The following is a 24,211-nucleotide window of genomic DNA, read 5'->3' as shown; positions in this document are numbered from 1 at the left end:
GTTCGATGGAGTCGCTTGATCGACTCGCCATGACCATAGCGGCACACTCGCTACACCCGCAGTACTCGATTCGTATCGCTACAGCGATACGGCTGGAACGCCGAGGACGCCCGGGTGTGCCGCGAGTGCCGACGCCGCTACCCTCGTGCCATGAAGCTGCCCCTGGGAGAGGACCCCCGGCCGCCGTACGTCCAGGCCGCCGACGTCCTGCGCACCGCCATCCACGACGGCGAGCTGCGCCCAGGTGAACGGCTCCCCGCCGCGCGCGAGCTGCAACGACGCTTCGGCATCGCCAGCTCCACGGTCCAAAACGCCCTGCGGGTCCTCAAGGAGGAGGGGCTGATCTACTCCGTCCTCGGCCGGGGCAGCTACGTACGCGCGCCGAAGCCGATGGTGACCACCGAAGCAGAGGTGGCCGCAGCAGAGGAAGACGAAGTCGATCTGGGCGAGTCCGATCCTGAGTACACCGGTCTCGGTGACCTCCGGCGCGGTTGGCAGACCGCCGACAGCCCCGCTGACGATCCCCGCCCCCCGTACGTGCGGACCGCGGACGCGCTCCGCAAGCAGATCCAGGACGGCCGGCTCGCACCTGGGGCCAAGCTCCCCTCCGCCCGCGACCTGCAAGCCCAGTACGGCATCGCTAACTCCACCGCGCAGAACGCCCTGCGGGTCCTCAAGGAGGAAGGGCTGATCTACTCCGTGCAGGGCCGGGGCGTCTTCGTCCGACAGCTCAGCCCGCGCGATCAGTTCCTCAAGCGCTACAACGAGGGGCTGGAGGAAATGGCGGCGCAGCGTCGAGCGGACGAGGAAGCGGTACGACTCAGCGGCAAGACCGATGACGAGGTAGCCGCCGAACTCGCCGCCGCCGAGGAGCGGTTCACCAAGGCCAGCACCGAGTTCGAAGCCGCCACCGCCCACCGTGACGCCATGCGCGCCGTCATGGAGCAACGCAAGCGCCTCAGTGGCAACTACACGCCTGAAGAACGGGCCGCCAGCGTCCAGCGCCTGCACGACCGGCTGAACGAAGGCAGACGCCGGCGCTGAACCAGCCGCACCAGACGGAGCAGCAGGAGACGCAGCGCAGGGTTGTCGGGTCCCAGGTGATGCCTGACGATCTGGTCCCAGGTGATGGTTGACGCTGGGCCTAGACAACATCGGAAACCTTGTGGGGCTTGTTGGCTTTCACGTTACGGACCGGGGCGTCGGTGGTGCGGCGGATGACGCGGATCTGGCCGTCCAGGTCGACGGTGATCGTCGTGTCCGTGACGTGCACGGTTACGGTCTGGCCTGCGTAGGGGCGGCCGAGGGACACGGTCTGGCGGCAGACCATGACCGTGCCGACCGCGCTGACCCGCCGCTGCACCCGCACCGGCTCGACACGGGACCGTGGTGGCGGTCCGGCCGGCCGCAGGCCCCGCAGCCTGCGGACTTCCTCGCTGGTCAGCGGGTTGGTTCTCACTCTCAGCAGTTCCCGTGATGACGGGTCGAAGAACGACAGGGTCTCGTCGTCGATGCGGATGCCCACCTGGCGGCCGCCGAGGATCTCCGCCGCCAGCACCTGGTGCCCGCCCCGCTCGCCGTCGGCCCCGCCGGTCCGGGCGCGCAACAGCCAGCACAGCGAACCACTTCCGGGGCTCCGCCCCAGACCCTGGCCCTCCCTCCGAGGGGGTAGGGGGACCGCGTGCGAGTGCGGCTTCGTCGTGGTGTGGGGCTTGAGGGCGCGGGAGGGGGTCCCTCGCTGCTCGGTCACCGGAGGCGTACCAGGAACCCCCGGGGGCCGCCAAGGCCGAGCGCACGCGTCACGAAGTGAGCCTTGGCGGCCCCCGGGGAACCCTGGCACGGCGAAGCTGCCCGACCGACGAGGGACCCCCTCCCGCTCAGGCCCCGATTCTGCTGGCGCTCCGGCTCGCCACGTGGTCGGGCACTCATGAGGGTTGGTGTCTGCCGGATCGCCTCCGGCTGATGTGCCGACTGGGCGTACCGTGGAGTGGGAGGTGGTGAGTTGATGATTACGGAGCTGGCCGACAACGTCCGCAAGTACCGGCGTCGTGCGGGGATGAGCCAGGAGGAACTGGCCCATGCCGCAGGCGTATCGCCGGGCACGGTACGCAAGGCCGAGCAGGGCGGCACCATCCGCATGGAGACCTTGCACACGCTCGCCCGCGCGCTGGGGGTGACCACAGCCGCCTTGATGGCGTCCGATGCCCCGGAGCCCGTCGGGCGGAGCGAGGAGCCGAACCGCGTCAACCTGATCCAGCTCCGCGCCGCCCTCACCCCAGCCGTCGGACTTGTGGACCAGGACGCCGAAGCCGTGGCCGAGGAACCGAACCTGCGCACCTTCCGGCGGACGCTGCAAGACGCACGGGTGTTGTACTTCTCCGACAGCTACAAGAGCGTCGCGGCTCAACTGCCGTGCCTGCTGCGCGATGCCGCACAGGCCGTTGCCTACTACGACAGCGGGGACGAGCACCGGCAGGCTCTGCTGGCCCGTGCCGAGGCGCTGCGTCTGGCCGGCACCTACCTCACCCAGGTACGGCAGTACGACATCGCGTATGCCGCTGTACGCGGCGCCATCATGGACGCCCGTCAGGCCGGAGACATGCTTGCGGCGGGCTCGGGCGTCGGCTGCATGTGCTGGCTGCTGGTGCGCCAGGGCCGGTTGGACGAGGCGGAACAGGTCGCCGCCCGGAGCATGGACGCGGTGGAGCCGAAGATCACCGGGGCCGAGCCGGACCACTACGCGGTGTGGGGCGGCCTCGCGATGGAGGCCGCCGCCGCAGCCGCGAGGAACAACCGTCCCGACGAGGCGAAGGAGTACCGTCAGGCAGCCCGGGTCGCGGCAACCGCTGTAGGGACGGCGCATCGCAACGTCTCCCGGCACTGGTCCGTCTTCGGGCCGGTCACCGTCGCTGTCAAGGCACTCGAAGACGACATGGTCGTCGGCGACTCCCGCGCGGTGGTGCGCAAGGCAGGCGAGCAGGAGGAGCTGTCGCCCAAGGCGTGGAAACGCCTGGGCAGGCCCAGCACCAACGACGGGAACCGCTTCACCCTCGATGTGGCGCGTGCCCACACCCGGACCGGCGACTTGTCCGCCGCCATGGACGAGTTGACCCGCGCCAGGGAAGCCGCCCCGCAGTGGCTGCGGCACCAGAACGGGGCCGCCGAGACCATGCAGGAGATCCTGGGCAAGCGCAAGCGCACCCTCACGACAGAGATGCGCGAAATGGCCGACTACCTGGGCGTTGTCGGGTAACTGCCACGCAGCGTGGCAGTTCGTGAACCAAGAGTCGCGAACTGGCATGGCTACAGCCTGGGGTGGCGATCAGTCAGTGCCTACGGTCACTGTGTCCACGATCAGTGACCCAGGCCGGGGGTGCCCAGTGAGCCAGCCCAGGAGCGATGCCGACCGCATGCGTCGCAGAGAGCTGTACGACACCGCGTCGGGTGCGGGAGGACCCCGCTTACTGCCGTGGACCAGCCCGGAGGGGAAGCCCTGCTACCTGAGCACCGACGGCCGGGGCTACCTCTCCGCCCTCGCCGACAGCATCGAGACGGTACAGCTCAGCATGGGCCAGGAAGTGTTGGAGTACGCCCGCGACGCCACGATGCCCGGCGCGAAAACCCTGTCGGCGACCGAATACCGCTGGCTGGCCTGCCGGTTGACGGAGGCCCTGGCGGACGCGCTCAGGGTCGCGGACTCGCGCGGACAGCGCATTCCGGATCAGGAAGAGGCGACCGAGGATGCCTGACTCTCCGAACGCGGGCGCACCAGTACGCAATGTCTCTCGGGGGCGCTACCGCTTCCGCGAGTACCACGTGACCACCGTCCCCGACCCCCTGGCGCTGCCAAAGTTCGAGGCGGTCTGCGTCACCGGCGAAGAGCACAACTGCGGCGCCACCTCAGGCACACTGCATACCCCGGACGACCTGACCCGCTGGATCGCCGAACACTGCGCTCAGAGCGGCCACGAGTTCTACGAGCAGACCGTCCGCGCTCTCGTCCGCGCCGAACCCGGCGCGTGGCAGTAGAGTCCCCCTGCGCCGACAGCCGCCAGCGGCAACGCGACCGTGCCGCCTGAGCCCTTGACGGCAGTAGCGACGGCAACACCCACGGATTCCCCCGTACAACCACGGACACCAGCGGAACCCGAAACCGCCGCTGATCTGCGAATACGCAGATAGAGAGGGGTCGCGTAGCACACGTACTATGTACTCGCAGGTTCGACACCAATTCTCGTGCACAATTCCAATGGGGCGGCCTGTGGACTGGTTCCGCATGGCAGTACGGAATTGAGCAGGGCGACTGTATTCCAGCGACTGCTGGACAGCAATAAGGGGAATAATTACGGTGCCGCGCGCCTAGAGGACGGGACGATCCTGGTTGGTCGATCCAGTGCGGGTGTCCACGCGGAAGAAGACCTGATCAGGCAAGCTGGCGACAGGAAGATCGTGGAACTATACTCCGAGCGTCAGCCATGCGCGAATAAGTGTGAGGGTCTGACCGCGGGAATAAATACCAGTTGGTCCTGGCAGTGGAATGGTGTTGATCGTGGAGTGGTCAACGCGGAAATCAAGGCCGCGATCAACGGTCTATTCAAGTAGTTTGGTGGAAGCGGCACCCCATCCACCGGATAGGGTGCCGCCTCTATAGGTGGCGTTCGGATGAAGGTGTCCAATAGTGGATCTGACTGAAGATAACTGGCCGTCCTTTGCTATGGTGCAGATCCATGGTTCAAGTACCAGGAATCCCGACTGGAACGGCCCGGATCTAACGCTTGAGGTGCCAAAGGCGATGGTCGGGGCAACGTATAGGGCTGCGGGTACCCTAACGAGGGACCGTGGAAGCCTCGTTAGGTTTGGTTCGACCGGACTCTTTGGCAGTATTCTGCTGGATACCGTAACGGGTGCGGTGTTTAAGCGTGAACGAGAAGTGAATCATGTGAGTCTTGTGAACTCCTCGCTCCCCGACTTCATTGCGACAGTGAGAGCCGTTATTGGGCGGTTTCCCTTCTATGGCTCGGATAGCGATGATAGCGAGTGGGCGGCGGTTGCAAGAGACGTGGAAGGAATCGTTCGGGCTGTCGATCCGGGAGCCTTCATCCAGGATGGATTCTGGGAAACGCTTGTCAATGATATTGAGATCGGGGACTTTCCTACAGAGGAAATCCTTGGATAGTGGGTAGGGTGTTCGATATCCTTTCTCTTGGCTAGCCGAAAATCTTTGTGAGGGCTGGAGTCTACTGGACCGCAAGTCCGGATGGAATACCTCTTGTAAGGGGTTTCTGAAAAGCGATATAGTGGCGCCTTCGATATTCGGAAGCCTTCCGCCAGATTGGTCTGGCGGAAGGCTTCCGGGGTGTCTGACAGCAGTAGTTGACGGCAACGTCAGCGGACGGGTGCCGCACAAAGCGGTGGTTTGTCGCCGTCGTTGGGCCGGGTGGAGGGCCCGACAGGGATGCGGAGGTCGATGGCGCCGCGCTGGAGGCGGAGTCGGAGGCGGCGTGGGCGTACACGGTGGTGGTGACGCCGATGTGGGCGTGGTCGAGGAGTTTTTTGATCCGACGCCCTGTTCCAGGAGCAGGGTGGCGGTCGAGTGGCGGAGGTCGTGGAAGCGGGTGCGGCGGATGAACTGGTCGGTGGACCGGTCCAGGCGGTTGAGGCCGGGGCGGGTCGGGGCGTAGAGCTCCAGCTCGAGGGGGAGCAGCACATGTCTGCGGATCTCGTCTCGGACCTTGGTATCTGAGGGAAGCGTCCAGTGCCGGTACATGGTGTTGATCCGGGTCCGGGGGTCCCACGCCTGCCGGATGGTGACGGTGACGCATCCCCCGTGGGTGCCCACCGGGGTGGTCGGCTCGGTCCGGCCGGTCGGGGTTATGGGAGCGCAGCACGAGCAGTACACCGGGCTGGGTGTGGGCCGCGAACCTGCGCGCGTTGTTCGCCGAAGGGGTGCGACCGTATCCGAGGCCACTGCCCCGCGCCCCGGTCGGGGCCGTTGGCCCGTCGTCGGCCGGTGGGTGGCGGATGTGCCGAAACGGGGATGAAGGGGCGGCCTGGTGGTCAGGATGGAGGCATGACCTACCACGTCGACTCCGAGGCCGGGCGGCTGCGCCGCGTCATCCTGCACCGGCCCGATCTCGAGCTCAAGAGGCTCACCCCCAGCAACAAGGACGCCCTGCTCTTCGACGACGTGCTCTGGGTGCGCCGGGCGCGCGCTGAGCACGACGGGTTCGCCGACGTCCTGCGCGACCGCGGTGTCACCGTCCACCTCTTCGGTGACCTGCTCTCCGAGACGCTGGCGATCCCGGCGGCCCGCTCACTCGTCCTGGACCGGGTGTTCGACGAGAAGGAGTACGGTCCGCTGGCCACCGACCACCTCCGTGCCGCGTTCGAGACGCTGCCGGCGCCGGACCTGGCCGAGGTGCTGGTCGGCGGGACCACCAAGCGGGAGTTCCTGGACGCCCACCCGGAGCCGACCTCCGTGCGCTTCCACGCGATGGAGCTCGACGACTTCCTGCTGGGCCCGCTGCCCAACCACCTCTTCACCCGTGACACCTCCGCATGGATCTACGACGGTGTGTCCATCAACGCGATGCGCTGGCCGGCCCGGCAGCGCGAGACCGTGCACTTCGAGGCGATCTACCGGCACCATCCGCTGTTCCGCGGGGAGTCCTTCCACCTGTGGTCCGAGGGGCAGGCCGACTACCCGTCCACCATCGAGGGCGGGGACGTGCTGGTGATCGGCAACGGTGCGGTGCTGATCGGGATGAGCGAGCGCACCACCCCGCAGGCCGTGGAGATGCTCGCGCACAAGCTGTTCGCGGCCGGCTCGGCCCGGACGATCGTCGCCCTCGACATGCCGAAGAGACGCGCCCTGATGCACCTCGACACCGTGATGACGATGGTCGACGGGGACACCTTCACCCAGTACGCGGGCCTCGGCATGCTCCGGTCGTACACGATCGAGCCGGGCTCGGACGAGAAGGAGCTGAAGGTCACCGACCATCCGCCGGAGCACATGCACCGCGCGATCGCCGCCGCGCTCGGGCTGAGCGAGATCCGGGTGCTCACCGCCACCCAGGACGTGCACGCGGCCGAGCGCGAGCAGTGGGACGACGGCTGCAACGTCCTCGCCGTCGAGCCGGGTGTCGTCGTCGCCTACGAGCGCAACTCGACCACCAACACCCACCTGCGCAAGCAGGGCATCGAAGTGATAGAGATCCCGGGCAGCGAGCTGGGCAGGGGGAGGGGCGGGCCGCGCTGCATGAGCTGTCCCGTAGAACGAGACGCCGTATAGAAATACAATTCTTCGTATACACTTCCAAGGGTCCGTGTCCCCGTCCCTGGAGAGCCCCATGGCGACTGTCCCGACCGCCCTCGCCGGCCGCCACTTCCTCAAGGAGGTGGACTTCACCGCGCGGGAGTTCTGCGGCCTGCTGGAGCTGGCCGCCGAACTGAAGGCCGCCAAGCGGGCCGGGACCGAGCACCGGTACCTGCGGGGCAGGAACATCGCGCTGATCTTCGAGAAGACCTCGACGCGGACGCGCTGCGCGTTCGAGGTCGCGGCCGCCGACCAGGGCGCCTCGACGACCTACCTCGACCCGTCGGGCTCGCAGATGGGCCACAAGGAGTCCGTGAAGGACACCGCCCGGGTGCTGGGCCGGATGTACGACGCGATCGAGTACCGGGGGGACAGCCAGGCGAAGGTGGAGGAGCTGGCGCGGCACGCGGGCGTGCCCGTCTACAACGGTCTCACCGACGACTGGCACCCCACGCAGATGCTCGCCGACGTGCTCACGATGACCGAGCACAGCCCCAAGCCGCTCACCGGCATCGCCTTCGCCTACCTGGGCGACGCCCGCTTCAACATGGGCAACTCCTACCTCGTCACCGCCGCCCTGCTGGGCATGGACGTGCGCATCGTCGCCCCCAAGTCCTACTGGCCCGCCCACGAGGTCGTCGAGCGGGCCCGTGAGCTCGCCGTGTCCAGCGGGGCCCGCATCACGCTCACCGAGGAGATCGCCGAGGGTGTCGCGGGCGCCGACTTCGTCGCCACGGACGTCTGGGTCTCCATGGGCGAGCCCAAGGAGGTGTGGGCCGAGCGGATCGCCGCCCTCGCGCCGTACGCGGTGACGATGGACGTGCTGCGCGCCACCGGCAACCCCGACGTGAAGTTCCTGCACTGCCTGCCCGCCTTCCACGACCTCGGGACCGAGGTCGGCCGCGAGGTGTACGAGGCGCACGGCCTGGAGTCGCTGGAGGTGACCGACGAGGTGTTCGAGTCGGCGCACTCGGTGGTCTTCGACGAGGCGGAGAACCGTATGCACACGATCAAGGCGGTCCTGGTCGCCACCCTCGCCTGAAAGGCCTTCCCGTTCAGACGGGGCGCCGCTGGCCCGGCAGCCGGAACCACACCGCCTTGCCGGACTCGGTGGGGCGGTGACCGCAGGACGAGCTCAGCGTGCGGATCAGCAGCAGCCCGCGCCCGTGTTCCTGCCACGGGTCGGGCGCACCGAGCGCCGGACGGGTGAGGTCGCCGGGCGGCGCCGGGTCCGCGTCGTGCACCTCGACCTGGAAACCGGCCGGCAGCAGCCGCAGCACCAGCTCGATCGGGGTGCTTCCCGCGGTGTGTTCCACGGCGTTGGCCACCAGCTCCGCCGTCAGCAGCTCCGCCGTGTCGCAGTCGGCCGTGTGCTCCCGCTCGGCCAGGGCCGTCCGGACCAGCGCACGGGCCACGGGCACTGCCGCGGTGGAGTGCGGCAGCGCGACGCGCCAGGAGGAGGGAGCGGCGGAGTTCTCGTGCACAACGGGTCCGTTCATGGAGCGGGTGCTCCTGCATTCAACCGTCAATGGTACGGCGCACCCGGTGCCGCCCCGCTCGGGGGCGGTACCGGAGTCCTGCCCGGGCGCCGTCCGGGGCGCGCGCCCCGGCATCGGGCGGCGTACCCGCGCGCCGGGCCCGCCGCGCACGTCCGGCCCCACTGTTACCGGCGTGTCGAGGAGTCGTGACGGACGCGCCGCCCCCCAGGCCCCGGCTCGTTCTCCAGTCGCCGGCCCACACCGTATATCGCGTGACCGTGACGACAGTCACCGATCGGTGATAGCTTCGTGAGGCAGAGCTCAGTGAGCAGCGCAGTGCCCGCCCGAGGAGGCCGCCCTCATGAGTCCCTTCACCGGTTCCGCCGCCCGTACCGCCCGCTGGGAGCATCTGCGCGTCGATGTCACCGACGGCGTCGCCACCGTCACCCTCGCCCGCCCCGACCGGCTCAACGCGCTCACCTTCGGCGCCTACGCCGACCTGCGCGACCTGCTCGCCGAGCTGTCCCGGGAGCGGGCCGTACGGGCCATGGTGCTGGCCGGCGAGGGACGCGGCTTCTGCTCCGGCGGTGACGTGGACGAGATCATCGGCGCGACGCTCTCCATGGACACCGCCCAGCTCCTCGACTTCAACCGGATGACCGGCCAGGTGGTGCGGGCGGTACGCGAGTGCCCGTTCCCGGTGATCGCCGCGATCCACGGAGTGGCGGCGGGCGCCGGCGCGGTCCTCGCCCTGGCCGCCGACTTCCGGGTCGCCGACGCGGGCGCCCGCTTCGCCTTCCTCTTCACCCGGGTCGGCCTCTCCGGCGGTGACATGGGCGCGGCCTATCTGCTGCCCCGGGTGGTGGGCCTCGGCCACGCGACCCGGCTGCTCATGCTGGGGGAGTCGGTCCGCGCGCCGGAGGCCGAGCGCATCGGCCTGATCAGCGTGCTGACGGACGAGGGCCAGGCCGACGAGGCCGCCCGGTCCCTGGCCCGCCGCCTCGCCGACGGCCCCGCCCTGGCCCACGCCCAGACCAAGGCCCTCCTCACCGCCGAACTGGACATGCCCCTGGCGGCAGCGGTCGAACTGGACGCCTCCACCCAGGCCCTCCTCATGAACGGCGAGGACTACGCGGAGTTCCACGCGGCCTTCACCGAGAAGCGCCCCCCGAAGTGGCGGGGGAGGTAGCCGATGCTTCCGGCCGAGGGAACCGCTGCGGCCTCAGGGGCGCCGGACCGCACCGCGTCCGCGGCTGCCGCCGCGGGGGCGCGAGCGGCCACGGACGGCCCGCGCCGGCCCGGCGGGCGGACCCGCCCCCTGCGCGTGGCGGTCATCGGCGGAGGCCCCGCCGGTCTCTACACCGCCGTGTTGCTCAAACGCCTCGACCCCGCCCGGCACATCACCCTCTGGGAACGCAATCCGCCCGACGAGACCTTCGGTTTCGGCGTCGTCCTCTCCGACGAGACCCTCGGCGGCATCGAACACGCCGACCCCGTCGTCCACGCGGCCCTGCGGGAGGACTTCACCCGCTGGGACGCCATCGACATCGTCCACCGGGGCGTCCTGCACACCTCGGGCGGACACGGTTTCGCCGCGCTGGGCAGGCACCGCCTGCTGGAGATCCTGCACGAGCGCTGCCGCTCCCTCGGCGTGGAGCTCCGTTTCCGCACCGAGGCCCCGGACCCCGCCCGGCTGGCCCGGACGCACGACCTCGTCGTCGCCGCCGACGGAGTCCACAGCACCACCCGGGACGCCTTCGCGGACGTGTTCCGGCCCCGGATCACCGAGCACCGGTGCCGCTACATCTGGCTGGCCGCAGACTTCGCCTTCGACGCCTTCCGCTTCGAGATCGTCGAGACCGGGCACGGCGTGATGCAGCTCCACGGCTACCCCTATTCCGCCGACGCCTCCACCGTGATCGTCGAGATGCGCGAAGAGGTGTGGCGCGCGGCCGGGTTCGACGAGGCGGGCGAGACGGAGTCGGTCGGACGCTGCGCCAAGATCTTCGCCGACGCCCTCGGCGGACGCCCGCTGAAGTCCAACAACTCGGCGTGGACCACCTTCCGTACGGTGGTCAGCGAACGCTGGTCGCACGGCAACGTCGTGCTCCTCGGCGACGCCGCCCACACCGCCCACTTCTCCATCGGCTCCGGCACCAAGCTCGCCGTCGAGGACGCCCTCGCGCTCGCCGCCAGCCTGCGCGAACAACCGGACGTCGAAGCCGCGTTGACCGCCTACGAGGAGGAGCGCCGGCCGGTGGTCGCCTCCACCCAGCGCGCGGCGCGGGCCAGCCTGGAGTGGTTCGAGGAACTGCCCCGCCATCTCACCCAGCCGCCCCGGCAGTTCGCCTTCAACCTGCTCACCCGCAGCCGCCGCGTCACCCACGGCAACCTGCGGCTGCGGGACGCCCGCTTCACCGGGGCGGTGGAGCGCGGGTTCGGCTGTCCGCCCGGCACGCCCCCGATGTTCACCCCGTTCCGGCTGCGCGGACTGACCCTGCGCAACCGGGTCGTCGTCTCGCCCATGGACATGTACTCGGCGGCCGACGGAGTCCCCGGCGACTTCCACCTCGTCCACCTCGGCTCCCGCGCCCTCGGCGGCGCCGGGCTGGTGATGACCGAGATGGTGTGCGTCAGCCCCGAGGGCCGCATCACCCCCGGCTGCACGGGCCTCTACACCGGCCGGCAGGCCGAGGCGTGGCGGCGGATCACCGACTTCGTGCACACGCGGGCACCCGGCACCGCGATCGGCGTGCAGCTCGGCCACAGCGGCCGCAAGGGCTCGACCAAGCCGATGTGGGAGGGCATGGACGAACCCCTCGACGAGGGCAACTGGCCCCTCGTCGCGGCCTCCCCGCTGCCGTACAAGCCGGGCGGCCAGGTCCCCCGGGAACTGTCCCGTGCCCAGCTCACCGACCTGAGGGAACAGTTCGCGGCCGCCGCCCACCGGGCCGCCCGGGCCGGTTTCGACCTCCTCGAACTGCACTGCGCCCACGGCTACCTGCTCTCCGGCTTCCTCTCGCCGCTGACCAACCACCGCACCGACGCCTACGGAGGCTCACGGGAGAAGCGGCTGCGCTTCCCGCTGGAGGTCTTCGACGCGGTGCGCGCGGTGTGGCCCGGGGACCGGCCGATGACCGTCCGCATCTCCGCCACCGACTGGGCGGAGGGCGGCACCACGGCCGAGGACGCGGTCGCCGTCGCCCGCGCCTTCGCCGCGCACGGTGCCGACGCGATCGACGTGTCGACCGGGCAGGTCGTCGCCGAGGAGGAACCGGAGTTCGGCCGCTCGTACCAGACGCCGTTCGCCGACCGGGTGCGCAACGAGGCCGGTGTGCCGGTGATCGCGGTGGGCGCCATCTCCTCCTGGGACGACGTCAACTCCCTGATCCTCGCCGGGCGCACGGACCTGTGCGCGCTGGCCCGCCCGCATCTCTACGACCCGCACTGGACCCTGCACGCGGCCGCCGAACAGGGCTACGAGGGCCCGGGCGTCGTCTGGCCCGCCCCCTACCGGGCGGGCAGCCGCCGGCCGCAGACCGGTCGCACCGACGCTCCCAGACCCCGGCTCACGCTGGACGACTGACCGCGCGGGCCGGGCGCCGGAGTCAGCCGGCCGTCCCCGGGTCCGCGTAGGCCGCTCCCGCGTCACGGAGCCGTTCGTGGAGCGCGCCGAAGACGGCCGCGGAGCGCGTACCGGGCCAGTCGGCGGGCAGCAGCGCGGCGGGCAGGCCGGGATCGGCGTAGGGCAGGTGGCGCCAGGAGTCGAGGGCGAGGAGGTAGTCGCGGTAGGCCTCCTCCGGCGGGGTGTCCGTGCGCTCCTCCCAGGAGCGCAGCACCGGCGCGTGCCGCCGGAGGAAGGCCTCGTGCTGCCCGGCGATCCCCGCCAGGTCCCACCAGCGGGCCACCGCACGGGAGGTCGGCGCGAAGCCGAGGTGCTCGCCGCGGAACAGGTCGACGTAGCCGTCGAGGTCCAGACGCTCCAGGGTGTGCCGGGTCTCCTCGTACAGCCGCGCGGGCGCGATCCACACACCGGGCGCCGCCGTGCCGAAGCCCAGGCCGGACAGGCGGGAGCGCAGGAGGTGCCGCTTCTGCCGCTCGGACTCGGGCACGGAGAACACGGCGAGGACCCAGCCCTCGTCCCCGGTCGGCGGGGCGGTGTAGATGCGCCGGTCGCCGTCCTCCAGCAACTGACGTGCGCCGGGCGACAGTTCGTAACCCGCCGCGCCCCGCGTGGTGCGGGCCGGTAGGAGCAGCCCGCGCCGCTTCAGCCGGGACACCGAGGAGCGCACGGACGGGGCGTCCACGCCGACCGCGGCCAGCAGCCGGATCAGCTCGGCGACGGGCACCGGGCCCGGCGCGAAGCGGCCGTACGCGCCGTAGAAGGTGACGATCAGGGACCGTGGAGCATGCTGGTCGGACACGTTGATCATCTTAGGTCGTGCCGGCGGGCGCCGTTCCCCGGCATCAGTGCTGGTCATCTCCCGTACCGGCGGGGGCGCGCAGCCGGAACCGCTGGAGCTTGCCGGTGGCCGTGCGGGGCAGCGCGTCCAGGAACACGATCTCGCGCGGGCATTTGTACGGCGCCAGCTCCGACTTCACGAAGGCCCGCAGGGCTTCCGCGTCGCGCCGGGCACCCTCCCTGAGGACCGTGTACGCCACCACGACCTGCCCGCGCGCCTCGTCGTCCCGCCCCACCACGGCCGCCTCCACGACGTCCGGGTGGCGCAGCAGCGCGTCCTCCACCTCCGGGCCCGCGATGTTGTACCCCGCCGAGATGATCATGTCGTCGGCGCGGGCCACGTACCGGAAGTAGCCGTCCGGGTCGCGGACGTAGGTGTCACCGGTGATGTTCCAGCCGCCTCGCACGTACTCCCGCTGGCGCGGGTCGGCGAGGTAGCGGCAGCCGACGGGGCCGCGCACCGCGAGCAGTCCCGGCTCCCCGTCCGGCACGGGGACGCCGTCCGCGTCCTGCACGCGCGCCTGCCAGCCGGGCACCGGGACCCCGGTGGTCCCGGGTCTGATGTGCTCGTCGGCGGCGGAGACGAAGATGTGCAGCAGTTCGGTGGCGCCGATGCCGTTGATGACGCGCAGCCCGGTGCGTTCGTGCCAGGCGTGCCAGGTGGCGGCGGGCAGGTTCTCGCCCGCGGAGACACAGCGGCGCAGCGAGGAGAGGTCGTGGCCGTCCGCCTCGCCGAGCATCGCCCGGTAGGCGGTGGGCGCGGTGAACAGCACCGACACCCGGTGCTCGGCGATCGCCGCCAACAGGTCCCGCGGGTGCGCCTGTTCGAGCAGCAGCGCGCTCGCTCCGGCACGCAGCGGGAACACCACGAGCCCGCCGAGGCCGAAGGTGAAGCCGAGCGGCGGACTGCCCGCGAACACGTCGTCCGCCACCGGTCTCAGGACGTGCCGGGAGAAGGTGTCCGCGATCGCCAGCACGTCCCGGTGGAGGTGCATGCAGCCCTTGGGCCGTCCGGTGGTGCCGGAGGTGAACGCGATCAGCGCGACGTCGTCCGCGGCGGTCGGCACCGCCTCGTACGGAGTGCCGGGCGCGGGACGGTTCAGCAGGTCGTCGGGGGAGTCGCCACCGTAGGTGGCGATGCGCAGGCCCGCCACCTCGGCCTTGGCGAGGTCGTCGACGCACCGCACGTCGCACAGGGCGTGCCCGACCCGGGCGATCCGGCAGATCGTGCTCAGCTCGTGCGGACGCTGCTGGGCCAGCACGGTGACGGCGACCGCGCCCGCCTTCAGCACCGCCAGCCAGCACGCGGCCAGCCACGGCGTGGTGGGGCCGCGCAGCAGCACCCGGTTGCCCGGCACGACCCCCAGGTCCCGGTCGAGCAGGTGCGCGAGCCGGTCGACCCGGGCCCGCAGCTCGTCGTACGTCCACGCAGGGCCGTCGGGCGTGCGGAAGACGGGGCGGTCGCCGGGCGGGCCGTGCAGCAGCTCGGCGGCGCAGTTCAGCCGCTCGGGGTAGTCCAGCTCCGGCAGGTCGAAGCGGAGCTCGGGCCACTGGTCCGGTGGTGGGAGGTGGTCGCGGGCGAAGGTGTCGACGTGCGCGGTGGCCCGTGGATTCATGACGGTTCGCCCCCTTGGCGTGGTGGGCTCGCACCAGGAGCGTATCGCGTTGGTGACGGCAGTCAACGGTCCGCGATAACCTCGGGAGTGGCCCAGCGGCGAGGAAAGGGACCGGCGATGACCGCATTCTCGCTCGAACCGGAACAACTCGCCTGGTGCGCGGAGCTGCGCACGCTGGCGGAGCACCGGCTGCGACCGCTCGCCGAGAAGGGCGAACCAGGCCGCGTCAACCGCGCCCTGGTCGCCGAGCTCGGCACGCTCGGACTGCTGTCCCGCCTGTTCACCTCCGGCGCGCTCGACCTGTGCCTGATGCGCGAGTCCCTCGCCCGTGCCTGCACCGAGGCGGAGACAGCGCTCGCCCTCCAGGGCCTGGGCGCCCACCCGGTGCACGCCCACGGCACCCCCGCACAGCGCGACCGCTGGCTCCCCCGGGTGAGTGACGGCAGCACGGTCGCGGCGTTCGCGCTCAGCGAGCCGGGCGCGGGGTCGGACGCGGCGGCGCTGTCCCTCACCGCCCACCCGGACGGCACCTCCGGCTGGCGGCTCACCGGGGAGAAGTGCTGGATCTCCAACGCCCCCGACGCCGACTTCTGCACCGTCTTCGCCCGCACCACCCCCGGCGCCGGCGCCCGGGGCGTGACCGCCTTCCTCGTCCCCGCCGACCGCCCCGGCCTCACCGGCAGCCGCCTCGACATGCTCTCCCCGCACCCCATCGGCACCCTCCGCTTCGACGCGGTACCGGTGACCGCCGACGACGTCCTCGGCGAGCCGGACGGCGGCTTCCGCGTCGCCATGGACACCCTCAACCTGTTCCGGCCCAGCGTCGGCGCCTTCGCCGTCGGCATGGCCCAGGCCGCCCTGGACGCGACCCTCGGCCACACCGCCCGCCGGCAGGCGTTCGGCGGCCCGCTGAAGGACCTGCAGTCCGTCGCCCACCAGGTCGCCGAGATGGCCCTGCGCACGGAGGCCGCCCGGCTGATGGTGTACGCGGCGGCCGCGGCGTACGACGCGGGCACCGGTGACGTCCCCCGGCGCGCCGCGATGGCGAAACTGCTGGCCACCGAGACCGCCCAGTACGTCGTCGACCGCGCCGTCCAGCTGCACGGCGCACACGCCCTGCGACGCGGGCACCTGCTGGAACACCTCTACCGGGAGGTCCGCGCGCCCCGGATCTACGAGGGGGCGAGCGAAGTGCAACGGGGCATCATCGCCAAGGAGTTGTACAAGACACTGGAGGACCGGTGACCGCCGAGCGCGTCAACCCGCCCGACCTCTCCCCGCCGGCCGGCTTCTCGCACGCCGTCGTCGCCACCGGCTCCCGGCTGGTGTTCCTCGCCGGCCAGACCGCCCTCGACACCGACGGCAAGGTGGTCGGTGACACCCTGCCCGAGCAGTTCACCCGGGCCCTCGCCAACCTCCTCACCGCCCTGCGCGCCGCCGGCGGCACCCCCGCCGACCTGGCCCGCGTCACCGTCTACGCCACCGACGTCGCCGACTACCGCGCCCACGCCCGCGAAGTCGGCCGCCGCTGGCGGGAGCTGGCCGGCCGCGACTACCCGGCGATGGCGGTCGTCCAGGTGGTCCGTCTGTGGGACGAACGCGCCCTGGTCGAGCTCGACGGCTTCGCCCTGCTGCCCTGACGTGCGGCGCGCCACCGGACGCCCTGACGTGCGGCGCGCCACCGGACGCCATGACGCGCGGGCGAGCGCCGGACACGCCTAGCCTGGCCGCATGCCGGAGATCGAGCTGAGCGCGGGCACCGTCGAGTACGAGGACACCGGAGGCGAGGGGCCGGTCCTCGTGCTGCTGCACGGGCTGGTGCACGACGCGTCGGTCTGGCGGAAGGTCATCGCCGCACTGCGGGACGGTCACCGGCTCCTCGCGCCGACCCTGCCCTACGGATCGCACCGCAGGGCGATGACCCGGCCACCGACGCCCGACCTGGTCAACGAGCTGATCGTGGAGTTCCTGGACCGGCTGGACCTCCGGGACGTCACCCTCGTCGAGAGCGACTGCGGACGCGCCCAGACGGTCGCGGCCCGGCACCCCGAGCGGCTGGCACGGCTGGTGCTGATCTCCTGCGAGGCCTTCGACAACTACCCGCCGGGCCTGCCCGGCAGGATGATCGACGCGGCCTGCCGGGTCCCCGGCGGCATCCCGCTCATGGTCCGCGCGCTGGGCTGGAAGCCGTTGCGCAGACTGCCGGTGGGCCTCGGCGCGCTCACCAAGCGTCCCGTGCCGGACGAGATCGTCGACCGCTGGCTGCGTCCCCTGCGCACCGACCCGGCGATCCGGCGGGACTTCCGGCACTACGGGACCCATGTCCGGCGCACCGAACTGCTCGAAGCCGCTCAGGGCCTGCGGTACTTCGACCGGCCGGCGCTGGTCGTCTGGGCCGTGGAGGACCGGATGATGCCCCGCGAGCACGGGCGCCGGCTGGCCGAACTGCTCCCGCGGGGCCGGCTGGCGGAGATCCGGGGCACCCGGACGCTGATCGCCGAGGACCGTCCGGAGCGGCTCGCCTCCCTGCTGCGGTGGTTCGTCGCGGAAGGCTGAGCGCGGCGGCGGAAGGGGTCAGGCGGCGGCCGCGAGGCGGTCGGCGGGCGTCCGGCGCGGGGCCACCACCCGGCCGTCGGGCAGCAGGGCGCCGGTGTCGTCGAAGACGATCACGCCGTCGCACAGCAGGCTCCAGCCCTGCACGCTGCGCGACCACCTCGGCCTCCCGGAACAGCTCGGTCTGGACCCGCGTCTCACGTGAGTTCTATCCGGTGCGGCGTGGCGACACCAAGGCGGGTGCCGCCGCTCGGCGTTGATACCGGGGTCAGGGCCGACGCCGCCGACGGGTGAGATCGGGGACGCAGGACTGGGCGGCCACCTGCTGCTCCAGGGTCGCGTTGACCTCCCTGAGCTTGCTGTTCTCGATCTCCAGGACGTGGACGATCCGGGCCAGGAGCTGTGCCTGTCCGCGTAGATCGTCGCGCTCCGCGCGAACGCGTGCCAGGTCCTTCTGTTGCTTGGCCGCGCGGGCCCTCGCCGAGTCGGGCAGCGCGTCGGGTACGGGGGTGCGGGCCTTGACCAGGGCGTAGAACAGGTCCTTGAGGCCGGTGTGCTTGTGGGTGAGCTTGTTGCGGCGCAGTCCGGCCTCCATGGCCAGGGAGACGACGGTCAGCTTGCCGTCGGAGTGCAGCGGGGCGCCGATCAGCAGGCGCACCATGGCGTCGGTGATCGCTCTGACCTCCGCGGCGTCCTCGGTGTCGACGTGGCCCTGAGCGTGGGCGAGGGCCTCGCCGACGAGCTGAGCCAGCGCCGCGCCGTCACGAGGGCCGGGCGCGGCCGCGGCGGGGGTATTCATCGTCGCTCCGTGGGTTTGTTGTCGGCCGGCTGTTGGGCGTCGTGACGGCGGATGATGGCGGTGAGGTGGTCCTTGCGCTGCTGTTCGCGGGCGGCGATGGGGTAGGGGTCGAGGCCGGCGTCGGCGTCCGCGTCGATCCGCGCGACCTCGATGCGCAGGAGGGTGATCTGGCTGTCGGTGCGGCTGATGTTCGCGCACGTCGGGTGGCAGCGGGAGTGGTCGGGGGTGCTGCGGCCGCCGTCGCCCGGCCGGTCGCGGTCGGGGTTGCACAGCGCGGTGAACGCGTCGTGGTTGCAGGTCAGGAACGCTTTCGAGTCTTCGCAGACTTGGAGGTGGGGGTTGGCGACCAGCGCGCGCAGTTCGCGTCGTCCGAGGTAGGTTCCGGCGTAGCGGTCGGAGAACTCGGTGGCCGCGGCGCGGTAGCGGTCGGCGGCCGGGCCGCTGACCTTCTCGCCGGCGGCGAGGCGTTCGCTGGCGTCGGTGAGGGTCTCGGCCAGGGCCAGGCCCTTCTCCTGGCCCAGCACTTCGAGCATGTCGGCCTTCGAACGGCCAGCGTAGGACTCCGACATGGCGGTGGCCGCGTGGCCGTACTGCACCGCGAGCGCGATCCGGCCGCCGGGCTGGCGGTAGATGAACCAGGCGATGGTGCGGCGAAAGCGCCGCAGGGCGACGGCGCCGTCGGGGTCGGGCTGGACCAGCTCGTGGGGCCGGTTGTGTGCGGCGGCGAGCTGGTTGGCCCAGGCGGTGAAGGCCCGGATCCGTTCCACGGCAGTGTCGGAGGACAGGCCGGTGCGCGGCATGCAGGTGCCCTTGGCGTACCGGTAGAGGGTGCGGGTGAACAGCTGCTCGCCGTCTTCGAGTTCCTCTACGACGGCGATGGCGCGCGCGACGGGCTCCAGCACGATCCACGGGTCCGCTCGCTGTTCGCCTTCACCGATCGCGTTGCCGTCCTCGTCGAGCACGCCCTTGAAGTGCCGGCCGCGGATCTCGAACCGTACGGTGCCGTCGTCGCGCTCCACGCGGGTGCAGCAGCCGCGGCGCAGAGCCAGGACCTCCTCGGGCCGCATGCCGGAGAGGTAGGCGCAGCAGATCAGGGCGGCGGTGGACAGGTGGAGCACCAGCACATCGACGTCGTCGAAGCCGATCGGCTCTCGCCACGGGGCGGCGCCGATCCGGGCTGTGAACTGAACGTCGAGGAGTGGTGCGGGGCCGAAGTCGGCCGGGGTGAACTCGTCGGTCAGGAGGCCGCGGGCGCGGGCGACCTGGGAGGTGGTGACGCCGAGGGTGCCGGCCAGGAAGGTGTTGGCCATCGGCGGCAGCGACTCGCGGTAGCGGGCGCGCACGGCGGTGGCGCCTGGCGCGCCGCTGGAGGGCAGCTTCTTCCCGGCCGCGAGCAGGCCGCGCAGGTGGGCCACCGCGGTCTCGGTGCCGCCGCGCGGGGCGCGGTCGGGGATGGCGGCGAGCAGCCGGCGGTGCTCGCGGGCGGCGGCCAGGATGTCCGGGGACAGGTCCAGGACCGTGCGCAGCGCCCACACCAGCAGTGGGGCCATGACGGCCGGGTGCACGATCGCGACGCTGTTCTCGCCGCCTGGGGTGTCGTCGTTGGTGCCGAGGAAGTCGGTCATGACCGCGGCCGGGTCCTCCCACGGCGGCATGACCAGCCGGTCGTGCTCGGGCAGGTAGGGGGCGTAGGCCCACAGCCGCGAGATCACCCACAGGGCCTTGGCGTCGGTGCGCCACTGGCGGCCGAGCGGGCGCAGGTGCTCGGCGTACGCCTCCAGGTCGCCGGTGGTGACCTGGGAGAGCTCGGTGATGCCGCGGCCGCCGAGCCAGACGGCGAAGCGGATCCAGACCTGGAAGTTGTGGCGCAGGGTGCCCGGTTGGGTGGTGGAGCGCGAGGCCCGCTGCTGGAGCAGCACCGACGGGGTCGGGACGTGGAGCTCGGCGAAGGCCGCGCGCATCACGCCGGGCCGCAGCCCGGCGGGGCAGCGGCTCCAGTCGATGACCAACGAGCGGTTCGACTCCCTGGGGCTGATCAGCGCCAGGCGCCAAGCCAGATCGCGAAATCGCGGCAGCTGCTCGGGGTCGAAGCCGGGCCGCAGCCGGTTGAACGGCAGGACGAAGGCGTCCGGGGCCGGGTCGACGATCTCCGGGCCGGCGGGCAGGGGCGAGGTCGTACTCACGGGTCGAGCCTCCTCTCCAGCATCGCGTGGATCAGCTCCCGCTCGCTGTCGGCGACGGCGGCGAGCAGCTGGGGCCGCGCGTCGGTGGTGGTGTAGGTGGTGAGGAAGTGCCGTGTCCCGGCCGGCCGAACGGCCGCGCCACGCCTCGTCCTCCAGGCCGCTCGGCAGCATGCCGCCGAGCCCGACGTTGCGCCACAGCCGAAACGCCCTAGGTGACAGCCACTTCACGTCCGAGGTCTTCACGTCCGACGGCGAGGACGAGCGTCACCGGGTTTGCCGGTACGAGGCCGCGCTTGGCCGCGATGCCGTACAACAGCTTCAACGCCGCCTGCTCCTTCGCCCACGTACCGCCATCGACCGGTGCCGGGTTCGTCGCCCCGCGCCGACGCCAGTCCTCCCAGTCCTCAACGTCGTCCTCCGACGCCTCGCTCCAGTTCAGTCCGCGCTGCCACAAGAAGGTGAAGAACAGCCGGTAGAGCGGGGCGTACGTGACCTGCGTGCCCTGCGCCTTGGCCGAGAACGCCGAGCGTCGCAGGCACTCGCTCAGCCGAGGATCGACCCGGCCATCCGGCGCAACGAGGATCGGCTGCCGCTCACGCAGCCCGAGCGCCCGTTCTCGATCCTCCAAGTCCTCCCAGCCGGGGACAGGTCGTCCTCTGACGGGATCACCCCCGTCACCAACCCAGAACAGCCGCCACTCGTACGCCACTTGACTCCCTCAGCCGCAACACGACATGAGGCAACACAGCGTATGTCTACAGAATTTAGGAACGGCCCGCCGCGGAACGTGACAGCTCCCGTACATTCCCGGGACGGCTCCCCGACGGCCGGTACCGCCCGGCCACCGAAGGGTGACGCCGAGTGGCACCTGGCCCGCGCGCCGGGTACTGCTGGAGAGCCCCATCCCGCTCGTTCCCGGAGGTTCCCCATGCTCGTACGACCGCTTCTCGGCGCGGCGGCCGGTGCCGCGCTCCTGCTGCTCGGGACCGCCGCGGTGACCCCTTCGGCCGCCGCGCCGGCCGACCCCGGGGAGGCCGTGACGGTGGACAAGGAGGGACGCGTCGCCGACGACGGCTCGATCACCCTCTCCGGCACCTACCGCTGCCGCGGCGCCGAAGGAACGGTCTTCATCGGCTCCTCGCTGAGCCGCACCGCCACGGACACCGTCCGCCACGGCATCGGCGGCACCCTCGCGGTGTGCGACGGGAAGGAGCGCCGCTGGAAGAACACCGGGCGGGTGTCCGGCGACGAGCTGAAGGCCGGGCCGGCCCACGTCGAGGCCACGATCATGGAACTGCGCCCCAGCGGCATCCTCCTGCTGCCCGTGCCCCACGCCGTCGGGAAGCGGAACATGACCCTGGTCCGGGACTGAGCGGCCCCGCGCCCTGCCGGGTACCGGAAACGCACCGGCGCCGGTGCTGCCGCGCACGGGCATGGAACCGCCCCGGACGGGTCCGTCACGCTGACCCCATGGTCGCTCTCCGCCACACGCTGGTGCTCGCCCCCGTCCCCGGCCCCTGGCTCGTCGACGCCCTCGCCGTCCTGCTGGACCTGGCGGAGGACAGCCGCGCGGAGACGGGACGGGTACTGCTGCCGGACGGGCGCGAGGTGCCGGACGTGCGCCTCGCCGAGGGCCGCCATCTCCGCCCGGGGGCCGTCTACGACGTCTGCGAAAGCACGGAGGAGGAGACGGCGGAGACCGTACGGGTCACCGTGGAGCAGTGGAACCGCCGGCGGGCGCTGCGGCTCGCGGCGGACGTGCGGTCCCCCGACGGGGCCGTCACGGTGCGGGGCGCGCTGCACCGCCCGGACCGGCCGCGCCGCTTCGAAGCCGAGGGGAGCGCCCGGATCGCGCACGTGTGGCCGGCGCTGTCCCGGGTGAAGGGCAGCGTCCGGCTGCTGTGCGGCGACTGGTGGGCGGCCGGCGAGGGACGGAGCGTGCGCGGCGCGCCGTTGCGGGCGAGTGTGGAGTGCGGGGCGGCGCGAGCGGAGCTGAGGGCCGTACCGGCACCCGACGGCGTCGACGGTGCCTGGGCGGTGAGGGTCACCGTACGCGTGCGGGGCCGGCGTCTGTTCCGCCCGCCGGCAGCCGTCGCCCTCCTCCTGGGCCGGCGGCGGCTGCGTCGGTGTCTGGCCGAGGCCCTGGACCGTTTCGCCGAGCGGTGGAACGCCGAGGTCCCGGCCCTGCTGGCCATGGGGCCCGGTGAACTGCGCCGGGAGGTCCTGACGGCCGGCGGCTGACGGCGGGGCCGGGGCAGGTCACCGGGTCACGGCTCGCCGTCCGGCCAGTCCAGCAGACGCGCCCCGATCACCGCCGTCTGGAGCATGTAACGGTGCGCCGGGTCAGAGGGGTTGGCGCCGGTGAGTTTGTGGATGCGCTCCAGCCGGTAGGTCAGCGCCCGCACACTGAGGGAGAGCCGCCGCGCCGCCTCCGCGGCGACACAGCCGGAGTCGAAGTAGGCGGCGAGCGTGTCGAGGAGAGGCTCGGCACCGCCACGGGCCGTGGTCAGCGGGCCGAGGGTGTTGTGGACCAGGTCGGCCATGGCCTGCCGGTCGCGGGCCAGCACCGGGTAGACGAGCAGATCGGACGCGCGCAGCACCGGGTCGTCCATCCCCAGTCGCCCGGCGATCTCCAGGAAGCTCAGCGCCTCCTCGTACGACTGCACGACCCCGCCGGGGCCGGACTGCGCACGGCCGATGGCGACCTGCCCGCCGTCGGTGGCGGCGTGCGCCTGCTTGGCGAAGTGGGTGAGCACCTCACCCTGGTGGCCGGGCGCGATGCACAGCAGCCGGCCGTCCTTGGTGGTGATCAGGATGCTGCGGTCACCGAAGCGCGCTATCAGGGCGCGCTCCACCTGCCGCGGCACCGGGTCGCCCTCGTCGTAGGCGGCCGGCCCCTGCGCGACGGCGACCGCGTGCTCGTGGGACAGCCGCAGACCGAAGCGCTCCGCGCGTTCCGCGAGCCGGCCCAGATCGCTGCGGCCGTACAGCAGGTCGTCGATGAACTCGCGTCGCGCCGCTTCCTCTTGACGTACCGCCAGCCGCTGCGCCCGCTCGTAGCCCTCGGCGAACGCGTCCACGACCTGCTGTACGGCCGCGAGCGCGCCCTCGGCGGAGTCCGCGGCGCGCGGCCACGTCCCGCGGGCGGCCGACAGATGGGCGCTGACGAGCGAGCGCAGTCCGAACCCCGCCTCCGCGGCCCGTTCCCCCAGGGCACGGCGCGAGGCGATCTCGTCCCGGGTGAGACGCCTGCCCGTGGCCGCCACCTCGACGAGCATCTGGGCGCAGCCCTCGAGATACTCCTCCGGAATCTCTCGTTCCGTCACGCGGTCCCCCCAAGTCTTGACGCGCCCCTGATGCGCTCATGTTGACGCACCGGCATGCAGACCTTAATGAACCTTGCCGGAATCCGGCAATGCGCGTACGCGCCTGCCCGGGGCATCATGGCCCGCGGGGAGCACCACGGAAGGTTCCGGTGCCGGGCACCGGCAGGCGTCTCGCACCGGAACCGGGGCCGGCGCTGTCCGGCGACGTCGAGGGCCGAACGGGGAGGGAGCGCGGATGAACACCCATGCGGGCCCCGCCCCCCGTTTCGTACGGCCGCTGCACCACCCCTGCCCGGACGAACCCGTCCCGTCCCGGTCCCCGCGCAGGCGCGGTGCGGACCGGGACGGGACGCGGGGGCCCGCGCGCGTGGAGCACCGTGCGGCGGACGGCATCCGTCCGCACGCGGCGCAGAACCACAGCGCCGGCTGAACCGTCTCCCCTTCCACCGGACCTTCACCCGCCTCGCCGACGAGGC

General features: G+C 71.6%; 24 protein-coding genes and 2 pseudogenes. 16 read left to right on the top strand and 10 right to left on the bottom strand.

Annotation, left to right across the window (positions count from 1 at the left end; genetic code table 11):
• Positions 1–150: 150 nt before the first annotated feature.
• On the top strand, positions 151–1,044 hold the full coding sequence (locus tag ACZ6A9_RS13585) for a GntR family transcriptional regulator (RefSeq protein ID WP_468984000.1): 894 nt from the start codon (positions 151–153) through the stop codon (positions 1,042–1,044).
• 100 nt (positions 1,045–1,144) lie between these two features.
• Here ACZ6A9_RS13585 and ACZ6A9_RS13580 read toward each other — a convergent pair.
• Positions 1,145–1,570: pseudogene (locus ACZ6A9_RS13580) on the bottom strand (IS481 family transposase); the annotation flags it as partial.
• A gap of 435 nt (positions 1,571–2,005) precedes the next feature.
• Between ACZ6A9_RS13580 and ACZ6A9_RS13575 the strand changes: the two are divergent.
• The 5 genes from ACZ6A9_RS13575 to ACZ6A9_RS13555 all read left to right on the top strand — a co-directional run bounded on the left by ACZ6A9_RS13575 (position 2,006) and on the right by ACZ6A9_RS13555 (position 5,176).
• On the top strand, positions 2,006–3,253 hold the full coding sequence (locus ACZ6A9_RS13575) for a helix-turn-helix domain-containing protein (protein WP_468983997.1): 1,248 nt from the start codon (positions 2,006–2,008) through the stop codon (positions 3,251–3,253).
• 157 nt (positions 3,254–3,410) lie between these two features.
• Positions 3,411–3,749 carry a hypothetical protein gene (locus tag ACZ6A9_RS13570; protein ID WP_468983994.1) on the top strand — a complete coding sequence of 113 codons (339 nt, stop codon included), beginning with the start codon at positions 3,411–3,413 and terminating at the stop codon, positions 3,747–3,749.
• On the top strand, positions 3,742–4,029 hold the full coding sequence (locus tag ACZ6A9_RS13565) for a DUF7848 domain-containing protein (RefSeq protein WP_468983992.1): 288 nt from the start codon (positions 3,742–3,744) through the stop codon (positions 4,027–4,029). The genes ACZ6A9_RS13570 and ACZ6A9_RS13565 overlap by 8 nt, the downstream gene beginning before the upstream one ends.
• Positions 4,030–4,236: 207 nt before the next feature.
• The gene (locus tag ACZ6A9_RS13560) at positions 4,237–4,602 is read left to right on the top strand and encodes a nucleic acid/nucleotide deaminase domain-containing protein (RefSeq protein WP_468983990.1); all 366 of its coding nucleotides are present in this window, start codon (positions 4,237–4,239) and stop codon (positions 4,600–4,602) included.
• Between the two features lie 76 nt (positions 4,603–4,678).
• Positions 4,679–5,176 carry an SUKH-4 family immunity protein gene (locus ACZ6A9_RS13555; protein ID WP_468983987.1) on the top strand — a complete coding sequence of 166 codons (498 nt, stop codon included), beginning with the start codon at positions 4,679–4,681 and terminating at the stop codon, positions 5,174–5,176.
• 209 nt (positions 5,177–5,385) lie between these two features.
• Here the strand turns inward: ACZ6A9_RS13555 and ACZ6A9_RS13550 are convergent.
• Positions 5,386–5,626: pseudogene (locus tag ACZ6A9_RS13550) on the bottom strand (tyrosine-type recombinase/integrase); the annotation flags it as partial.
• A gap of 444 nt (positions 5,627–6,070) precedes the next feature.
• Between ACZ6A9_RS13550 and ACZ6A9_RS13545 the strand changes: the two are divergent.
• Positions 6,071–7,294, top strand: a complete 1,224-nt coding sequence (locus tag ACZ6A9_RS13545; RefSeq protein WP_190097532.1) for an arginine deiminase — start codon at positions 6,071–6,073, stop codon at positions 7,292–7,294.
• Between the two features lie 58 nt (positions 7,295–7,352).
• Positions 7,353–8,360: an ornithine carbamoyltransferase gene (argF, locus tag ACZ6A9_RS13540; protein WP_468983982.1), complete on the top strand. Its 1,008-nt coding sequence runs from the start codon at positions 7,353–7,355 to the stop codon at positions 8,358–8,360.
• Positions 8,361–8,373: 13 nt separating this feature from the next.
• Here the strand turns inward: argF and ACZ6A9_RS13535 are convergent, their stop codons facing one another.
• Positions 8,374–8,817, bottom strand: coding sequence for an ATP-binding protein (locus ACZ6A9_RS13535; protein ID WP_468983979.1), 444 nt, complete (start codon positions 8,815–8,817; stop codon positions 8,374–8,376).
• A 340-nt stretch (positions 8,818–9,157) separates the two neighbouring features.
• Between ACZ6A9_RS13535 and ACZ6A9_RS13530 the strand changes: the two genes are divergently transcribed.
• Entirely contained in the window at positions 9,158–9,985 is an 828-nt protein-coding gene (locus tag ACZ6A9_RS13530; protein WP_468983976.1) for an enoyl-CoA hydratase family protein, read from the top strand.
• A 3-nt stretch (positions 9,986–9,988) separates the two neighbouring features.
• On the top strand, positions 9,989–12,382 hold the full coding sequence (locus ACZ6A9_RS13525) for a bifunctional salicylyl-CoA 5-hydroxylase/oxidoreductase (RefSeq protein WP_468983973.1): 2,394 nt from the start codon (positions 9,989–9,991) through the stop codon (positions 12,380–12,382).
• A 22-nt stretch (positions 12,383–12,404) separates the two neighbouring features.
• Here ACZ6A9_RS13525 and ACZ6A9_RS13520 read toward each other — a convergent pair whose 3' ends face one another.
• Positions 12,405–13,229, bottom strand: coding sequence for a PaaX family transcriptional regulator (locus tag ACZ6A9_RS13520; protein ID WP_468983969.1), 825 nt, complete (start codon positions 13,227–13,229; stop codon positions 12,405–12,407).
• 34 nt (positions 13,230–13,263) lie between these two features.
• Entirely contained in the window at positions 13,264–14,874 is a 1,611-nt protein-coding gene (locus tag ACZ6A9_RS13515) for an AMP-binding protein (protein ID WP_468983967.1), read from the bottom strand.
• 117 nt (positions 14,875–14,991) lie between these two features.
• Here ACZ6A9_RS13515 and ACZ6A9_RS13510 point away from each other — a divergent pair, with 117 nt between their 5' ends.
• The 3 genes from ACZ6A9_RS13510 to ACZ6A9_RS13500 all read left to right on the top strand — a co-directional run bounded on the left by ACZ6A9_RS13510 (position 14,992) and on the right by ACZ6A9_RS13500 (position 17,430).
• Positions 14,992–16,119 (top strand): acyl-CoA dehydrogenase family protein, encoded by a 1,128-nt coding sequence (locus ACZ6A9_RS13510; RefSeq protein WP_468983964.1) that lies wholly within the window; start codon positions 14,992–14,994, stop codon positions 16,117–16,119.
• Positions 16,116–16,514 carry a RidA family protein gene (locus ACZ6A9_RS13505; RefSeq protein ID WP_468983962.1) on the top strand — a complete coding sequence of 133 codons (399 nt, stop codon included), beginning with the start codon at positions 16,116–16,118 and terminating at the stop codon, positions 16,512–16,514. Before ACZ6A9_RS13510 ends, ACZ6A9_RS13505 begins: the two co-directional genes overlap by 4 nt.
• A gap of 91 nt (positions 16,515–16,605) precedes the next feature.
• Positions 16,606–17,430: an alpha/beta fold hydrolase gene (locus ACZ6A9_RS13500; RefSeq protein ID WP_468983960.1), complete on the top strand. Its 825-nt coding sequence runs from the start codon at positions 16,606–16,608 to the stop codon at positions 17,428–17,430.
• Between the two features lie 18 nt (positions 17,431–17,448).
• Here ACZ6A9_RS13500 and ACZ6A9_RS13495 read toward each other — a convergent pair whose 3' ends face one another.
• The 4 genes from ACZ6A9_RS13495 to ACZ6A9_RS13480 all read right to left on the bottom strand — a co-directional run bounded on the left by ACZ6A9_RS13495 (position 17,449) and on the right by ACZ6A9_RS13480 (position 21,118).
• Positions 17,449–17,628, bottom strand: coding sequence for a DUF5999 family protein (locus tag ACZ6A9_RS13495; RefSeq protein WP_468983958.1), 180 nt, complete (start codon positions 17,626–17,628; stop codon positions 17,449–17,451).
• Positions 17,629–17,695: 67 nt separating this feature from the next.
• The gene (locus ACZ6A9_RS13490) at positions 17,696–18,226 is read right to left on the bottom strand and encodes a hypothetical protein (protein ID WP_468983955.1); all 531 of its coding nucleotides are present in this window, start codon (positions 18,224–18,226) and stop codon (positions 17,696–17,698) included.
• Positions 18,223–20,409, bottom strand: a complete 2,187-nt coding sequence (locus tag ACZ6A9_RS13485; RefSeq protein WP_468983952.1) for a site-specific integrase — start codon at positions 20,407–20,409, stop codon at positions 18,223–18,225. The genes ACZ6A9_RS13490 and ACZ6A9_RS13485 overlap by 4 nt, the downstream gene beginning before the upstream one ends.
• Before the next feature lie 208 nt (positions 20,410–20,617).
• Positions 20,618–21,118 (bottom strand): hypothetical protein, encoded by a 501-nt coding sequence (locus tag ACZ6A9_RS13480; RefSeq protein ID WP_468983950.1) that lies wholly within the window; start codon positions 21,116–21,118, stop codon positions 20,618–20,620.
• Between the two features lie 219 nt (positions 21,119–21,337).
• On the opposite strand from ACZ6A9_RS13480, the gene ACZ6A9_RS13475 reads away from it, so the two are divergent.
• A complete protein-coding gene (locus tag ACZ6A9_RS13475) occupies positions 21,338–21,781 on the top strand; it encodes a DUF6299 family protein (protein WP_468983947.1) in 444 nt (147 codons plus the stop codon).
• A gap of 98 nt (positions 21,782–21,879) precedes the next feature.
• Positions 21,880–22,650, top strand: coding sequence for a hypothetical protein (locus tag ACZ6A9_RS13470; protein WP_468983945.1), 771 nt, complete (start codon positions 21,880–21,882; stop codon positions 22,648–22,650).
• A gap of 26 nt (positions 22,651–22,676) precedes the next feature.
• Here the strand turns inward: ACZ6A9_RS13470 and ACZ6A9_RS13465 are convergent, their stop codons facing one another.
• Positions 22,677–23,735, bottom strand: a complete 1,059-nt coding sequence (locus tag ACZ6A9_RS13465) for a PucR family transcriptional regulator (RefSeq protein ID WP_468983943.1) — start codon at positions 23,733–23,735, stop codon at positions 22,677–22,679.
• A gap of 235 nt (positions 23,736–23,970) precedes the next feature.
• Here ACZ6A9_RS13465 and ACZ6A9_RS13460 point away from each other — a divergent pair, with 235 nt between their 5' ends.
• Positions 23,971–24,165 (top strand): hypothetical protein, encoded by a 195-nt coding sequence (locus ACZ6A9_RS13460; protein ID WP_468983940.1) that lies wholly within the window; start codon positions 23,971–23,973, stop codon positions 24,163–24,165.
• Positions 24,166–24,211 lie beyond the last annotated feature (46 nt).

This window comes from Streptomyces sp. NPDC041124 (genome assembly GCF_055592385.1).
This window is presented reverse-complemented; position numbering and strand designations above follow the sequence as displayed.

What these genes read in the sequence shown, in the direction of transcription:
- ACZ6A9_RS13510 (WP_468983964.1), top strand. Translation starts at nt 14,992, where the DNA reads ATGACCGCATTCTCGCTCGAACCGGAACAACTCGCCTGGTGCGCGGAG.
- ACZ6A9_RS13520 (WP_468983969.1), bottom strand. Translation starts at nt 13,229, where the DNA reads ATGATCAACGTGTCCGACCAGCATGCTCCACGGTCCCTGATCGTCACC.
- ACZ6A9_RS13460 (WP_468983940.1), top strand. Translation starts at nt 23,971, where the DNA reads ATGAACACCCATGCGGGCCCCGCCCCCCGTTTCGTACGGCCGCTGCAC.
- ACZ6A9_RS13470 (WP_468983945.1), top strand. Translation starts at nt 21,880, where the DNA reads ATGGTCGCTCTCCGCCACACGCTGGTGCTCGCCCCCGTCCCCGGCCCC.
- argF (WP_468983982.1), top strand. Translation starts at nt 7,353, where the DNA reads ATGGCGACTGTCCCGACCGCCCTCGCCGGCCGCCACTTCCTCAAGGAG.
- ACZ6A9_RS13475 (WP_468983947.1), top strand. Translation starts at nt 21,338, where the DNA reads ATGCTCGTACGACCGCTTCTCGGCGCGGCGGCCGGTGCCGCGCTCCTG.
- ACZ6A9_RS13530 (WP_468983976.1), top strand. Translation starts at nt 9,158, where the DNA reads ATGAGTCCCTTCACCGGTTCCGCCGCCCGTACCGCCCGCTGGGAGCAT.
- ACZ6A9_RS13585 (WP_468984000.1), top strand. Translation starts at nt 151, where the DNA reads ATGAAGCTGCCCCTGGGAGAGGACCCCCGGCCGCCGTACGTCCAGGCC.
- ACZ6A9_RS13570 (WP_468983994.1), top strand. Translation starts at nt 3,411, where the DNA reads ATGCGTCGCAGAGAGCTGTACGACACCGCGTCGGGTGCGGGAGGACCC.
- ACZ6A9_RS13565 (WP_468983992.1), top strand. Translation starts at nt 3,742, where the DNA reads ATGCCTGACTCTCCGAACGCGGGCGCACCAGTACGCAATGTCTCTCGG.
- ACZ6A9_RS13545 (WP_190097532.1), top strand. Translation starts at nt 6,071, where the DNA reads ATGACCTACCACGTCGACTCCGAGGCCGGGCGGCTGCGCCGCGTCATC.
- ACZ6A9_RS13490 (WP_468983955.1), bottom strand. Translation starts at nt 18,226, where the DNA reads ATGAATACCCCCGCCGCGGCCGCGCCCGGCCCTCGTGACGGCGCGGCG.
- ACZ6A9_RS13575 (WP_468983997.1), top strand. Translation starts at nt 2,006, where the DNA reads ATGATTACGGAGCTGGCCGACAACGTCCGCAAGTACCGGCGTCGTGCG.
- ACZ6A9_RS13535 (WP_468983979.1), bottom strand. Translation starts at nt 8,817, where the DNA reads ATGAACGGACCCGTTGTGCACGAGAACTCCGCCGCTCCCTCCTCCTGG.
- ACZ6A9_RS13525 (WP_468983973.1), top strand. Translation starts at nt 9,989, where the DNA reads ATGCTTCCGGCCGAGGGAACCGCTGCGGCCTCAGGGGCGCCGGACCGC.
- ACZ6A9_RS13500 (WP_468983960.1), top strand. Translation starts at nt 16,606, where the DNA reads ATGCCGGAGATCGAGCTGAGCGCGGGCACCGTCGAGTACGAGGACACC.
- ACZ6A9_RS13515 (WP_468983967.1), bottom strand. Translation starts at nt 14,874, where the DNA reads ATGAATCCACGGGCCACCGCGCACGTCGACACCTTCGCCCGCGACCAC.